10 protein-coding genes and 1 tRNA gene are annotated in these 15,368 nt (G+C 54.9%); 7 read left to right on the top strand and 4 right to left on the bottom strand.

Features of this window, described 5'->3' with window-relative positions:
* The first annotated feature begins 45 nt into the window (after nt 1-45).
* The 6 genes from KM934_RS02745 (at nt 46) to KM934_RS02720 (ending at nt 7,671) form a co-directional block, all read left to right on the top strand.
* On the top strand, nt 46-1,200 hold the full coding sequence (locus KM934_RS02745) for a 1-deoxy-D-xylulose-5-phosphate reductoisomerase (RefSeq protein WP_215759082.1): 1,155 nt from the start codon (nt 46-48) through the stop codon (nt 1,198-1,200).
* Between the two features lie 236 nt (nt 1,201-1,436).
* Complete coding sequence (gene rseP / locus KM934_RS02740) at nt 1,437-2,873, top strand: RIP metalloprotease RseP (RefSeq protein WP_215759081.1); 1,437 nt, start codon at nt 1,437-1,439, stop codon at nt 2,871-2,873.
* Between the two features lie 91 nt (nt 2,874-2,964).
* Nucleotides 2,965-3,936, top strand: coding sequence for a family 43 glycosylhydrolase (locus KM934_RS02735; protein WP_215759080.1), 972 nt, complete (start codon nt 2,965-2,967; stop codon nt 3,934-3,936).
* A gap of 188 nt (nt 3,937-4,124) precedes the next feature.
* The gene (gene greA / locus KM934_RS02730; RefSeq protein ID WP_178871189.1) at nt 4,125-4,595 is read left to right on the top strand and encodes a transcription elongation factor GreA; all 471 of its coding nucleotides are present in this window, start codon (nt 4,125-4,127) and stop codon (nt 4,593-4,595) included.
* 52 nt (nt 4,596-4,647) lie between these two features.
* Nucleotides 4,648-5,046 (top strand): HIT family protein, encoded by a 399-nt coding sequence (locus KM934_RS02725; RefSeq protein ID WP_215759079.1) that lies wholly within the window; start codon nt 4,648-4,650, stop codon nt 5,044-5,046.
* 663 nt (nt 5,047-5,709) lie between these two features.
* Entirely contained in the window at nt 5,710-7,671 is a 1,962-nt protein-coding gene (locus tag KM934_RS02720) for an alpha-L-arabinofuranosidase C-terminal domain-containing protein (protein ID WP_215759078.1), read from the top strand.
* Nucleotides 7,672-7,847: 176 nt separating this feature from the next.
* On the opposite strand, the gene KM934_RS02715 is transcribed toward KM934_RS02720, so the two are convergent.
* Together KM934_RS02715 and KM934_RS02710 are read right to left on the bottom strand one after the other, a co-directional pair.
* Nucleotides 7,848-9,854 carry a rhamnogalacturonan lyase gene (locus tag KM934_RS02715; protein ID WP_252344863.1) on the bottom strand — a complete coding sequence of 669 codons (2,007 nt, stop codon included), beginning with the start codon at nt 9,852-9,854 and terminating at the stop codon, nt 7,848-7,850.
* 121 nt (nt 9,855-9,975) lie between these two features.
* Nucleotides 9,976-11,412 carry an amidophosphoribosyltransferase gene (locus tag KM934_RS02710; RefSeq protein WP_215759077.1) on the bottom strand — a complete coding sequence of 479 codons (1,437 nt, stop codon included), beginning with the start codon at nt 11,410-11,412 and terminating at the stop codon, nt 9,976-9,978.
* Nucleotides 11,413-11,667: 255 nt separating this feature from the next.
* On the opposite strand from KM934_RS02710, the gene metG reads away from it, so the two are divergent.
* A complete protein-coding gene (metG, locus tag KM934_RS02705) occupies nt 11,668-13,743 on the top strand; it encodes a methionine--tRNA ligase (RefSeq protein ID WP_215759076.1) in 2,076 nt (691 codons plus the stop codon).
* A 283-nt stretch (nt 13,744-14,026) separates the two neighbouring features.
* On the opposite strand, the gene KM934_RS02700 is transcribed toward metG, so the two are convergent.
* Nucleotides 14,027-14,100 (bottom strand) — tRNA-Val (locus KM934_RS02700).
* A gap of 225 nt (nt 14,101-14,325) precedes the next feature.
* Nucleotides 14,326-15,366 carry a glycoside hydrolase family 43 protein gene (locus KM934_RS02695; protein WP_215759075.1) on the bottom strand — a complete coding sequence of 347 codons (1,041 nt, stop codon included), beginning with the start codon at nt 15,364-15,366 and terminating at the stop codon, nt 14,326-14,328.
* Nucleotides 15,367-15,368 lie beyond the last annotated feature (2 nt).

The following is a 15,368-nucleotide window of genomic DNA, read 5'->3' as shown; positions in this document are numbered from 1 at the left end:
CCCCCTGGTTCCTATTTTGTAGGTCCATTTACCCATCATTCAGACATGAAGAAACAACAGATATGCATCCTGGGTAGCACCGGTTCCATCGGTACCCAAGCCCTTGATGTCATTAGTCAGCACCCCGACCGTTATGAGGCTTACTGCCTTACGGCTAACAACAGTGTGGAGAAACTGGCCCAGCAAGCCCATCAGTTCAATCCCGCCGCAGTGGTTATAGCCAATGAGGCTCACTACGATGAGTTGAAAAATCTGCTTGCCGACCGTCCCGATATCAAAGTTTACGCGGGTAAGCAAGCGCTCAACGAAGTGGTGGAAGCATCGCCTGTCGACATGGTGCTCGCCTCTATGGTGGGCTTCTCTGGACTTGAGCCTACCATCCACGCCATCAAAGCCGGCAAGAAGATATGCCTGGCCAACAAGGAAACGCTTGTTGTGGCGGGTGAGCTTATGCTGAAACTGGTCAGTCAGTACCATGTCGACCTGTTGCCTGTCGACTCGGAGCATTCCGCCATCTTCCAGAGTTTGGTGGGCGAGGACATGAACGAGGTCGACAAGATTCTGCTCACCTGCTCAGGCGGACCGTTCCGTTTGTTCGACGAGGAACGCTTGCGCACCGTGACAGCGGCCGATGCCCTGCGCCATCCCACATGGGATATGGGGGCCAAGATTACCATCGACTCGGCCTCGCTCATGAACAAAGGCTTTGAGGTCATGGAAGCCAAGTGGCTCTTTGGCGTGCCGGCAGAGCGCATCCAGGTGCTCATTCATCCCCAGTCGGTGGTGCATAGCGGGGTGCAGTTCATGGATGGCGCCGTCAAGGCCCAACTGGGTGTGCCCGATATGCGTCTGCCCATCCAGTACGCATTCTCGTTCCCCGAGCGCCTTCCGTTGAAGGGCGAGCGTCTCGATTTCTTCAAAACGCAGAAACTGGAGTTCTTCGAGCCCGATGTGGCGAAGTTCCCTTGCCTGCAGTTGGCTTACGACGCCATCCACCAAGGCGGCAACATGCCCTGCGTGCTCAATGCAGCCAACGAGGTGGCCAACGCCGCGTTCCGCAAGGGACAGTGCTCGTTCCTCGGCATGGCCGACATCATCTCTAAGACCATGAGTCAGGTGTCGTTCGACGCCAACCCCGATCTCGACGTCTATCTGAGCACCGATCGCGAGGCCCGAAAGGTGGCGGCATCATACCTATAAGCATCCATCAGCGTTCGTTGAGGCGCATAAGTCGCTACATGGCACGGCACATCATCGTCCATTGCATGGCTTGTCGTACCAGGAAACATGGGGCATTGTGGTTGCCAGCATAGCTCATCGTATCTGATAGCGCTGCCCATCGCACCCGACAGTGTTGCCCATTGCATCCAACGGCATGGTCCATAGCATCCGAAAGCATCATTTATTATTCTTAAAAGCATAGTTAATCATTAGAAATGGAAGTATTCTTCATAAAACTTCTTCAGTTCATCCTCTCCATCTCGCTGCTCGTCTTCCTTCATGAGGGCGGCCACATGCTGGCCTCGAAGCTCTTTGGCATCCGAGTGGAGAAGTTCTTTATTTTCTTCGACCTCAGCGTGGGCAAGTGGAGCGGCAAGCTCTTTAGCTTCAAGCCCAAGAACAGTGCCACGGAGTATGGCTTGGGATGGCTGCCCTTTGGCGGCTATTGTAAGATTGCCGGCATGATCGACGAGAGTTTCGACACCGAGCAGATGCAGCAGCCCGCCCAGCCTTGGGAGTTCCGTTGCAAGCCCGCTTGGCAGCGCCTTATCGTCATGATTGGCGGTGTGGCCGTCAACTTCTTCTTGGCGCTTTTCATCTATTCGATGATCATGTTCCACTGGGGTGAGAACTACGTCAAGATGTCCGACATGACCCAGGGCATGAAGTTCAACACCGAGGCCAAGCAATACGGCTTCCGCGACCACGATATTCTTGTGGGAACAGATATCCGTCCGTTCAAGGATTTCAATGTCGACGTCTATCGCGACCTGTCAGAGGCGCGTTATTGTGATGTCGTTCGCGACGGCAAGCAGGTGCGTATCACCCTTCCGGGCAACATCAACCTGCTCAACATGCTGAAGGTTACGCCGCAATTCTTGCGTCCTTTCATTCCCGCGGTCATCGACACCGTGTACAAGGAGTTGCCTGCCGCAGATGGCGATAGTCGCTTGGTGGCCTCACCCGCTTGGGCCATGGGACTCAGCAAGGGCGACACCATCCTGGCTGTCAATGGAAAGAACATCGACTCATACAATGAGTTTACTGAGGAGATTGGTCGTATTAGCGATCAACTTTCGGCAGTTAAGACCTCAAAGGACAGCCTCCGTTTGCGTAGCGTTAGTTTCGTGGTGGCCAAGGCTGGCACATCGAAGCGCGACACCCTGCGCACTACTCTCACTGCCGACCTCAAGGTGGGCTTCGCCGTTCCAAGTCTCTATGGCCTTTACAACGATAAGACCACCCATGTGAGCTATGGCTTCTTCGAGAGCTTCCCCGCAGGAGTGAAGTATGGTTGGAACGTGCTTTCAGGCTATGTCAGCGACATGCAGTATGTCTTCACGGCCGACGGTGCCAAGTCGCTTGGTGGTTTCGGAGCCATTGGAAGTCTCTTCCCCGACACTTGGGACTGGTATATGTTCTGGAAGATGACCGCTTTCTTGAGCATCATCCTTGCCTTCATGAACATCCTGCCGATTCCTGCCCTCGATGGTGGGCACGTGCTCTTCCTGCTTTACGAGATCATTACGCGTCGCAAGCCGTCGGAGACGTTCATGGTGCGCGCCGAGTATGTGGGTGTCACCATTCTGATATTGCTTATGGTAGTGGCCAATCTAAACGACATCTTGCGTTGGCTTGGCATCATGTACTAAACCATTTACCTATAGGCAATGCCAGTCCTTACCCTGCGTATCGACTGGCATTGCGCTAAATGATACAACAACATTCAACACAAATCGATTTATGATGAAACAGCGATTGATTCTTATCATGGCCTTCTTTGCTTGCGCCATGACGATGATGGCCGACGGATGGACCACCATCACCAACGGCCAACTGTGGTACGACACCGATGGCAACGTGGTTCAGGCGCATGCCCCAGGCTTCCTGAAGGAAGGCAACACGTGGTACATGGTGGGCGAGGATCGTGCCAACTCATGGAACCCTGACGTGAATCTCTATGCCAGCGAGGACCTGCAGCACTGGCGTTTCATGGGAAAGATCATCGAGAACGGCGTCACCACGCCCGAGTTGGGCAAGACACGCTTCATTGAGCGTGCCAAGATATTGCACAACAAGAAGACAGGCAAGTATGTTGTTTGGTGCCATTGGGAGGGCGATAATTATGCGGCCTCTGAGGCAGCCTGCTTTGTGGCCGACCAGATTACGGGTCCTTACCGCTTGCAGTGGAGCGGCCGGCCATTGGGCGTGAAGAGTCGCGACTGCAATGTCTTTGTAGACAACGACGGCACCGCCTATTTCATCTCTACCACAACAGAGAACACCGACTTGGGGTTGTTCCGCCTCTCGTCCGACTATTTGAGCGTGAAAAAGCACAGCCGACTCATGGAGGGACAACGCCGCGAGGCTCCCGTCATCGTTCGCGTCGATGGCCTTTACTATATGCTCTCGTCGGCTTGTACAGGATGGGCACCCAACCAGTGCAAGCTAAGCGTCACGAAGAACCTGCGCAAGGGATGGACTCCCTTGGAGAACATCGGCGACAACAGGGCCTTTGGCACACAGGCCGCTGCCATCCTGAAGGTGGAGGGCACCAAGCAAACCACCTATCTCTATGTTGGCGACCGATGGATGGATCCCGACCTGCCTCGCACAAAGACCATCATTTTCCCTGTTTCGTTCAAGGACGGACAGTGCGTCTTTGAGTATCGCGACAGTTTCAAAATCAATTTCGAAACGGGCGAAGTGCAGTAATCGGCTCTGATCGTGGAAAAATAATTTTTACGTAAATATTTGGCATTATGGAAATTAATGCCTACCTTTGCAACAATTGATATAGAAAAGACTTCAAGGATACGGAATTCCGACATTGAAAAGGATGTCGGAATTCTTTTCGTTTTATCCTTGCCTAAATTGAGAAACAACTAATAATTACAAACATTATGGGATATATGTCGCAAGAAGGCTACGATAAGCTCGTGGCTGACCTCCATCATTTAGAGGCTATTGAGCGCCCCAAGGCATCTGCCGCCATCGCTGAGGCTGCCGATAAGGGCGACTTGAGTGAGAATTCTGAGTATGATGCCGCCAAAGAGGCACAAGTTCATTTGGAAGAGAAGATTAACAACCTGAAGATGACCCTTGCCCAAGCCAAGATCGTCGATATGAGCCGCCTCTCAACCGACGCCGTGCAAATCATGTCGAAGGTTGAGATGACCAACCTCGGACTCAACAAGAAGATGACCTACACCATCGTCAGTGAGAATGAGGCCAACTTGAAGCAGGGTAAGATTTCTATCAAGACCCCCATTGCACAAGGCTTGCTCAACAAGAAGGTGGGCGACGTTGCGGAGATCAAGATCCCCAGCGGTGTCATCAAGTTGCGCATCGACAAGATTAGCATCGACGCCTAATCGGCGCCACACAAACAACCCCTGAATCAACAACATTAAACCACACAAGACTATGGCTACACTGTTCAGCAAAATTGCTGCTGGCGAAATACCCAGCTACAAGTGCGCCGAGGACGACCGCTTCTATGCGTTCCTCGACATCAACCCCGTCGTGAAAGGCCACACACTGGTCGTTCCGCGTAAAGAAACCGACTACATCTTCGACATGGAAGACGACGAACTGGCCGCCTTCGAGGTGTTTGCCAAGAAAGTGGCCAAGGCCATCCGTGCCGCCTTCCCTTGCAAAAAGGTGGCCCAGGTGGTGCTTGGGTTGGAAGTGAACCACGCTCACATCCACCTCTTCCCCATCAACAACGAGGCCGATGTCGACTTCAAGAAGCACGTTAAGTTGAGCGATGAGGAAATGAAAGACACCGCCGACAAAATCTTCGAGGCTTTCAAAAAGCTATAAAAGGGAACCATCGAAGAAAAAAGCAATAGAGAATCCACCTCGTTTGGGGTGGATTTTTTTTGTGTCTTTGGGTAAGACAGGCGTTGGAATGTGCGATTCCGGCATCGGATAGATGGTCTATCATCGTTGATAAAACCATGGGTGTTCGCCGAATGGAAGTCCACCCTATTGTAAGATGTTACTATTCAGTGTTTTATTGTAGTGGTCGTCGAAGGGGCTTACTCGTTTGGCTATCCATGCTCTCTGCCGGTCGCCAATATGAAAAAACAAGCCCGCTTATTTTGTATTGTCTTCGATTTGCACTATCTTTGCAACAAGAAGACCAAAGGGGCCTCTTTGACACTTAAAAACTTAACAACACCTAACGTTTCCATGGACGACACCCCCTTTCACAATGGGTGATGAGTCATTTCACAATGGGATGATGAGCCATTTCACAAAGAGTGATGAGCCCTTTTTCAATGGGCGATGAGCCCCTTCGCAATGGGAAATCTGCCGTTTTACAAGGGGAAACAACTCGCATTGCAATAGGCGATGAACCGCTTCTCATGGAACAACAAGTCGTTGCGCTATGCGCCTCTCTTCGTTCTATTATAGGCGATAGGGTGTGGAGCGAAAAAGGCTTAACTACTATACAAAACAACCGTAATAATCATACAAATCATGAAACAACGACAATTCCTGACGACCCTGGCTGCTACGCTGATGATGTCATTGGGCGCACAAGCCCAGCAACACCAGTTCACGGTAAACACCAAGCCGGGCGCACCCGTACAGTCAACCATGTACGGAATCTTTTTCGAGGACATCAACTTTGGAGCCGATGGCGGTCTCTATGCAGAGATGGTTGAGAACCGCAGTTTTGAGTTTCCCGACCGCCTGATGGGTTGGGGCACCTTCGGCAACGTCACCGTGAGTGACGTGAAGCCTGCTTTCGACCGCAACCCCCACTACGTAACGCTTGAGAGCGCTGGCCATCACCAGAAGGTTACCGGCCTTGAGAATCGTGGCTTCTTCGGCATGGGCTTGAAGAAAGACATGACTTACGACTTCACGGTCTATGCTCGCTTGCACAACTTGCAGGGCAAGGAGGCGAAGATTCGTGTGGAGATTGTCGACGATCAGGATGTTCCCATCGACAGAAAGAGCATCACCATTGGCAACAACAAATGGCAGAAGTACACCGTCCAGTTGAAGTCTAACAAGACCGTGGCGAAGGGTCTCATGCGCATCTTCCTGGAGAGCGCCGAGGCGGTCGACCTCGACCACGTGAGCCTCTTCCCCGGCGATAACTGGAACGGCCTGCGCGCCGACCTCGTGAAGGATCTTGAGGACCTGCATCCGGGCATCTTCCGCTTCCCTGGCGGTTGCATCGTGGAGGGCACCGACCTGGAGACTCGCTACCAGTGGAAGCACTCGGTTGGAGCAGCTGAGGACCGTCCGCTCAACGAGAACCGCTGGAACTACACCTTCCCTCACCGTCTCTACCCCAATTATTACCAGACCTACGGACTGGGCTTCTATGAGTATTTCCTGTTGGCCGAGAAGATTGGCGCCGAGCCTCTGCCCGTGTTGAGCTGTGGATTGGCATGCCAGTATCAGAATGGCGACAATGATAAGAACGCCCATGTGGCGGTCGACGACCTGCAGACCTACATCGACGACGCCCTCGACCTCATTGAGTTTGCCAATGGCGATGTGACGACCAAATGGGGAAAACTGCGTGCAGACATGGGTCATCCGAAGCCTTTCAACCTCAAGCAGATTGGTATCGGCAACGAGCAGTGGGGTCCCATGTATCCTGAGCGCCTCAAGCCGTTTGTGGAGCAGATCCGCGCCAAGTATCCCAACATCAAGATTTGTGGCTCATCAGGCCCGACAGCCGGTGGCAAGGACTTCGACTATGGTTGGCAGGAGATGCGTAAGCTGAATGTCGACTTGGTGGATGAGCACTACTATTGTCCTCCCGGATGGTTCCTGAAGAACGCCGGCCGCTACGACAACTACGACCGTAAGGGTCCGAAGGTATTCGCTGGCGAATATGCCTCACACGTCGCCGGCAAGGATGGCGAGCCCACGGTAGCCAAGAACAATTGGGAGGCCGCACTCTCTGAGGCCGCTTTCATGACAGGCCTTGAGCGCAACGCCGACGTTGTTTGGCAGTGCACTTACGCTCCGCTCTTCGCCCATGTTGATGGCTGGCAATGGCGTCCCGACCTCATCTGGTTCGACAACCTGAAGAGTGTGCGCTCGGTCAACTGGTATGTTCAGATGCTTTATGGCACCTATAAGGGTACCAACGTGTTGCAGCTCACCGAGAACGGCAAGCCCGTTGAGGGCGAAGATGGTCTCTATGCCAGCGCCGTTTACGACAAGCCCACCAAGAAGTTTATAGTGAAGATTGCCAATGCCAGCGACCAGCCGAAGCAGGTTGTGCTCAATTTCAAGGGCGCCAAGAACCTCGCTACAGCCCAGGTTATTTCGCTCCACGCCGACGACAAGCAGGCCACCAACTCGCTTGAGCAGCCCAACAATGTGGTGCCGAAGGAGAGTGAGCTTCAGGCCAACGGCAGCAATCTCACCCTGACCATTCCCGCACAGACCTTCCAGGTGGTTCGCCTGTAATCCCTGCGAAGTATCTGTCTACGCGTTGGGCCCAACCTGGCCCTTATACCCACAATCCCCGGACGAGCATCGTGCTTGTCCGGGGATTGTGGGTTAAAATCTAATGACCAATTTGGGTTATAACCAAATGTCTATTTTGTTGTTTGATAGGAATCGAACGGTTCGCTTTCACCTTATTATTTTCTGTCGGGTCCGATGTAATAGCCCAGCTCAGGCGGTTGGTTATAGGCCACGTTCTCTGCCGCCACGCTCTCTCGATAGGGCACGTCGGTCATCAGGCATGCCACCCGATGGTTGGTGGGAATGGGCGAAACGTAGATGCGTAGCTCCGTGCTCTCTTCGTTGCGCACCACCACCTCTTCGCGCCAATCGCCCAGGAAGTCGGCCGAGAGACATGGGTTCGACTTCGTTCCATTGTTGAAACGTCCATCAAATCGCTGTACCACATCCATCGATTGTGTTGCTGGGTTATACTTGGTCACCGTCTCGTGGTCGAGCAGTTGGCGCGTCAGTCCTCCGTCCCACCAGATGGCGAAGTTGCACGACAGGTGCTTGGCCTGCCGCCTTGTGTCGCTGAAGTCCACCTCCTGTCCCTGCGTGTTCTCGTTGGGGGCGTTTCTTTTCTTCGCTTCTTTCTTGTCGAAAGGCGAAGTCAGTGGCACATTGGCGCTCCACACCTCCGGTCCGTAGTGTGTTGAGTCGATGTCGGCCGCCATGCCCCGCCCCACATCGAAGTTGGCCTTGCGCTGCATTACCACTTGTCCTGTTGCCGCATCGCGTAGCTCCGATCCGTCGCGACGGTTTTCGTGCACGTCCCAGATGTATAGTTTGTGGGTCTTTGGTACCGCCACGAGGTGCAGTGCGTCGCCATGTCCGAACCCCGTGTTGTAAAGTGTGCTGCCGTCATGGTCCACACACAGCGATCCATACACAATCTCGTCCTTGCCGTCTCCGTCCACATCGGCCACTCGCAAGTTGTGGTTTCCTTGTCCTCCGTCGGCCGGTCGGGCTCTGTTCACGAGTCCCAGGCTATCGGTGAGCGCCACCTGTTGAGGCTGCGGGTGGGTGTCGTAGTACCATTTCAGGCTGAGGTTTGTGCCGTCCCAGTTCCATGCTGCCAGCGTGGTTCGCGTGTAATAGCCTCGGCAGAACACGGCCGATGGCCGTTTGCCGTCGAGGAAGGCCAGTGCCGCCAGGTAGCGATCCGACCGGTTGGCATGGTCGTCGCCCCAGCAGTCGCGTGGTCCCCGGTCGGGCACATAGTCCACGGTTTTCATCGCCGCACCCGTCAGTCCGTTAAACACCGTCAGGTATTCGGGTCCGCTCATCACACGTCCGTATCGCGCCGTTCCCACCTCCTGGTTTCGCCAGTCGGCCTTTGGGTCGCCAATGGTGCGCCCTGTTCCGTCGATGGTTCCGTCAGCTGTTTTCATCATCACCTCGGCCCGCCCATCGCCGTCGAAGTCGTAGGCCAGGAATTGGGTGAAATGTGCGCCGGCTCGGATGTTTCGCCCAAGGTTAATGCGCCACAGGCGTGTGCCGTCGAGACGGTAACAATCGATGAATACGGACGACGTGAAGCCCGCCTGTGAGTTGTCGTGAGCGTTGCTCGGCTCCCATTTCAGGATCATTTCATACTCGCCGTCGCCATCCACGTCGGCCACGCTGGCATCGTTGGCCGAGTAGGTTACGGGCACCTTGCGCAACGTTTGCGGTGCGTTGTCCTGACGGTTGGCGCCTTGCTCGCCCCGCATGGCTCGCCGTGGTTGCTTGCGCCGTGGCCATAGCGCCATGCTATCGGTGGTGGTGGGTGGTGTGAGCGGAATGGCCAGATAGCCGTCGGGCGCGTTGGCGGGCAGGGTGAACGCCCCGTCGTGTCCACCGCCCCTGACGCTGTAGGTGGTCCCCTGTTGCAAGGGCGCGTCGTCTACGAAGAACGTGCCGCCCTTCTTCAGCGGTTTGGCGTTGAGGCGCACGCCGTTTCGGTACACGTTGAAAGCCTCATGGCGCTTGTCGCCGGGTAGCGTTCGCCACGACACTACGACCTTCTTTCCGCTTCGGAACGCCACAACGCCCCGTCCGATGCGTTCGGTTTGCATCTGTTTGTGGTTGTAGCGCGCCTGCGCTTGGCAAGCCAAGGTGCTCGCCGTGAGCGCCAAGGCCAAAACAATAGTTTTCGTCATGACATTGTGTTGTTGTGTGGTTTTGTTGCCGTTCGGTTTGGGATGATGCAAGAGGCGCTGCCACAAGGCGTAGGAAAACGTCCTCGGGCAGCGCCTCTCGTTAGGGTTGTTTGATGCGATGTTACTCCGCGGACTGTTTGTCGGCGTCCTGCGGCATATAGCTCGAACCGTCGAAGCAGTGGGTGCACAACTTGCTCTTGGGCAGGCCGATGCTCTCCACGAGATCCTCGATGGTGTTGAACTTCAGCGATGACAGGCCCAGTCGGCGGGCAATCTCCTTCACCATGCGCTCATACTGTGGTGAGCCTGTGGTGGCGTATTTGTCGAGGTCCTTCTCGCTATCGCCCTCAAAGTCTTGGATGATGCGGCGTGTGATGAGCTCCATGACGCTCTTCGACGAGGTGAAACCGATGAACGGGCATTCGTAGACCAGTGGTGGGCAGCTGATGCGGGCGTGCACCTCCTTTGCTCCATACTCGAAGAATGTGCTGACGTTGTCGCGCAACTGGGTGCCACGCACAATCGAGTCGTCGCAGAACACCACACGGTTTCCCTTCAGGATGGCTCGGTTGGGGATGAGCTTCATCTTCGCCACGAGGCTACGTCGCGATTGGTTGCTCGGTGTGAACGAGCGAGGCCATGTCGGTGTGTACTTCAGCACGGCGCGCTTGTAGGGAATGCCGTGCCCCTCGGCGTAGCCCAGTGCCGTTCCCACACCACTGTCGGGTATTCCGCAAACGAGGTCGGCCTCGGTGTCGTCTTTTGCGCCCATGATCTTGCCATTGCGCTCACGCACATCCTCGGTGTTGATACCCTCATAGTCGCTCGTCGGGAATCCGTAGTACACCCAAAGGAATGAGCACACCTGGCAGCGGGTTGCAGCCTCTTGTAGCACCTCCATGCCATTGGCCTTAATGCGCACAATCTCGCCTGGTCCGAGGTCGCGCACCGTTTCGTAGCCGAGGTTGGGGAATGCGGTCGACTCGGAAGTGGCAGCCCATGCGCTCTCCTTACGTCCTAAGACGATGGGTGTGCGGCCCAGGAAGTCGCGAGCACAGATGATGCCGTCTTCGGTGAGCACGAGCATTGAACACGATCCGCGCACCTTGCGAAACACGTTGTTGATGCCTTCCACAAACGTCTCACCCATGTTGATGAGCAAGGCCACCAGCTCTGTAGGGTTGATGTTGTTGGCCGACATCTCGCTGAGGTGCATATGCTTTGCCAAGAGTTCGTCGGCAATTTCGCGCGTATTGAGGATATGGGCCACGGTGACCACGGCGTAACGCCCGAGGTGGGAGTTCACAATGATGGGTTGCGGGTCGGTGTCGCTGATGACGCCCAGGCCAGCGTTGCCCTCGAAGTCGTCGAGCTCATCCTCAAATTTCGTACGGAAATAACTACTCTCCAAACTGTGTATGGAGCGGCAGAAGCCCTTTTCCTTATCCAATGTGACAAGGCCGGCACGCTTGGTGCCTAAGTGCGAGTTATAGTCTGTACCATAAAACAAGTCGTTGGTACAGCTGCGCACTTCGATGGTTCCAAAGAATCCTCCCATATTACAATATGTTTTGTTCTCTCAAAAGATGGCTGTAAAGTTACAAAAAAATCCGCTCGTAAACGGTAGAATCGCCTATAATTCTATCGCCTCGCCCCCATGTTTTTTGCGATGTGGTGGTTGGCGCCCATGGCTTCGGCCCATTATTCCATGATTGTGCGAACCGATTTTCTGACAAAATAACAACATGTGATGGCAGATAACTGAATAAAAATTAGTAATTTTGCACCATATTAATATCAACGACTATAACAGATGGAAGAAAAGAAATTTAAGCGTACCACTGTCACTGCCGCCTTGCCTTATGCCAACGGTGGTGTTCACATCGGTCACTTGGCTGGTGTATATGTACCTTCAGACATCTATGTGCGATACCTCCGCCTGAAGAAGGAGGACGTTGTTTTCATCGGTGGATCCGATGAGCACGGCGTGCCCATCACCATACGTGCCAAGAAAGAGGGCATCACGCCGCAAGACGTGTGCGACCGTTACCACAAGATCATCAAGGACTCGTTCCGCGAGTTCGGCATCTCGTTTGATGTGTATAGCCGCACCACTTCGAAGATCCACCATCAGTTTGCCTCCGATTTCTTCAGCAAGCTCTATAAGGATGGCAAGCTCGTGGAGCAGGAGAGCGAGCAATACTACGACCCTGAGGCCCACCAGTTCCTCGCCGACCGCTACATCATGGGCACGTGCCCTCATTGTGGCAACCCCAACGCCTATGGCGACCAGTGTGAGAAGTGTGGTAGCGACCTCTCTCCCATGGAGCTCATCAACCCGCACTCCACCATCAGCGGCGCCAAGCCCGAGGTGCGCAAGACCAAGAACTGGTATCTCCCGCTCAACGAGTACCAGGGTTGGCTGAAGGAATGGATCCTCAATGGTCATAAGGAGTGGCGCTCCAACGTGTACGGCCAGTGCAAGTCGTGGCTCGACATGGACCTGCAGCCCCGTGCCATGACACGCGACCTCGATTGGGGTATTCCCGTTCCCGTAGAGGGAGCCGAGGGCAAGGTGCTCTATGTGTGGTTCGATGCGCCCATCGGTTACATCAGCAACACCAAGGAACTCTGCGATGCCGATCCTGAGCGTTGGGGCTCATGGCAGAAGTGGTGGCAAGATCCCGAGACCCGTCTCGTTCACTTCATTGGCAAGGACAACATCGTGTTCCACTGCCTGATCTTCCCCACCATGCTCAAGGCCCATGGCGATTACATCCTTCCCGACAATGTTCCGGCCAACGAGTTTCTCAACCTCGAGAACGATAAGATCTCCACATCACGCAACTGGGCAGTGTGGCTCGACGAGTATCTCGTCGACTTCCCAGGCAAGCAAGACGTGCTGCGCTATGTGCTCACGGCCAATGCGCCCGAGACCAAGGATAACAACTTCACTTGGCGCGACTTCCAGGAGCGCAACAACTCGGAGCTCGTGGCCATCTATGGCAACTTTGTGAACCGCGCCTTGCAGCTCACCAAGAAGTATTGGAACGGTGTGGTGCCCGAGTGTGGTGAGTTGCTGGAGGTCGACAAGCACGCCATCGACGAGTTTAAGGATGTGAAGGAGAAGGTGGAGCAGTATCTCGACAACTTCAAGTTCCGTGAGGCCCAGAAGGAGGCCATGAACCTCGCACGCATCGGCAACAAGTATATCACGGAGTGTGAGCCTTGGAAGGTTTGGAAGACCGATCCCAAGCGCGTGGAGACCATCCTCTATATCTCGCTCCAGCTGGTGGCCAACCTCGCCATTGCCTTTGAGCCGTTCTTGCCCTTCTCAAGCAAGAGCCTGCGCGAGATGATCGACATGCCCGAGTTCGACTGGGCGCAGCTCGGTCGCACCGACCTGCTGAAGCCTGGCCACCAGTTGGCTGAGCCCCACCTGCTCTTCCAGAAGATTGAGGACGAGGAGATCCAGAAGCAGCTCGATAAGCTGGCCGCCACCAAGGAGGCCAACGAGAAGGCTGAGGCCGCCAAGAGCTACAAGGCCGAGCCCGTGAAGGCCAATGTGCCCTTCGATGATTTTGAGAAGCTCGACATCCGCGTCGGCCACATCAAGGACTGCCAGAAGGTTAAGAAGTCGAACAAGCTGTTGCAGTTTACCATCGACGACGGAAGCGGCACCGACCGCACCATCCTTTCGGGCATCGCCAAGTTCTACGATCCCGCCGACCTCATTGGCAAGGATGTGCTCTTCGTGGCCAACTTCGCTCCGCGTAAGATGATGGGCATCGAGAGCCAGGGCATGATTCTCTCGGCAGTAGATGCCGATGGTTCGCTCCATGTTACCACCACGCTCGACCAAGTGAAGCCGGGCAGCCAGGTGGGATAACCCATACCGCCCACCGACAAGCGTCGGTGACAAAATCTCATAAGCCTCGCCTACAGGTCGTATTCCTGTAGGCGGGGCTTTATTGTTGTTGTGCCCCAAAGGTAGAAGCTTGTTATGCGCTTTCGGCTCCCCGCCAAGGAGGGTGGGGGCGATGCGCCATCGTTACGGCAAACATAAAAAAACTGACAGCCCTTCCGTTCGGGCAATCAGCAAAGGCGCCGTAGCGCATGTGTATTAAAGGATATGATTGTGTGAAAATGCGATAGAGATGTGCTCTTCGCTGTGTCGACACTTGGATTCGAACCAAGGACCCCCACCATGTCAAGGTGATACTCTAACCAACTGAGCTATGCCGACAGATGTTTCAGAAGAGCCTAAGCGGCCAAACGGCCTATCACTTAAGCGGATGCAAAGTTACTGCTTTCTTTTCATCCTTGCAAATTTTTTGCAAACTATTTGCAAACCTTTTCATTCTTCGCCCCTTGCCGTAGGCTATGGGCAGAAGTCTCGCTTTTCCCCCAGGCGCCCGTCCTCCAATGGTGCGACGGGTGCCTGCGGGGTGGGGTGGCGCGCGCTGGAGGCTTATCGCTTCTTGTCGTTGAGCTTCAGCAGGCGCTTATATTCCTTCTTTGTGATGCGCATGAACGAACCGTGCTGCGGTCCCGTCACGCCCTCTATGTCCACAGGGTCGTGGAAGTTGCGCAGGTTTTCGTCGGCCTTGCAGATGCGGTAGTGCTTGGGCCTGTCGCTATATTGTATGTATGCCACGCGCCATGTGTTGTCGCCAATGAGTTGGAAGGCGCTCGATCCCTCACATTTCTTGTGGCCCTCAAAGCTCACATAGTCGTGCTCCACGGGTTCGCCCCACCCGTAGGTCAGGTGGTCTGACACGGCCGTGTAGATGCCGGGCTTTCCGCCTTCCTTCTTGATGAGCATGTGATACTTGCCGTCGGCGAGCAGGTTGATGTCGGCGTCGATGGTGGCGTAGCCCCAATCGAAGAGCAGGCGAGGTGTGGTCAGACGGGTGAAATCCTTCGAGGCGTAGCTGTAGTACATGCGGTCGTAGGCCTCCTCTGCGCGGTTGAGCATGGAGTAGTAGATCATGTATCCGCCGCGTTCGCCATTCTTCCATACATAGTTGGGGTCCCAGAACACCTGCGGCGCCCACACCCGGTTGATGGTCGACCAATCCTTGTACGGACTCTTGGCCGTCTGCCCATCGCAGAAGATGGCCATGCCTTTGCGGAAGTCGAACGTCACCGACGCCCAGTTGATGAGGTCTTTTGAGCGGAGCAGGTCGATGCCGTAGTTGTCCCACTGATGGCTCTTGGCCACACACATGTCGGTGGTCACCATCACATAGCCTTTCCTGTTCCATGCGCGGGTAATGTAGGCGTCGCGTGTGCCGCCCTCTATGCGCGCATGCTCCTTCGGGTCGAAGATGGGTTTTCCGTCGAGAATGTCCTGGTAATGGTAGCCGTCGCGGCTCACGGCGTAGGCCGTCCACTCTCCACGGTCGCTCATGTGGCAATATAGGTAGCCGTAATTGCCCTTCACGGGGTTCTGTGCCTGGGTCGTGAGCGATGAGGCCGCGATGAGGGCTGTAAGGAATAGTTTTTTCATAC

It is taken from the genome of Hallella faecis, from assembly GCF_018789675.1.
Classification (GTDB): Bacteria; Bacteroidota; Bacteroidia; order Bacteroidales; family Bacteroidaceae; genus Prevotella; species Prevotella faecis.
This window is presented reverse-complemented; position numbering and strand designations above follow the sequence as displayed.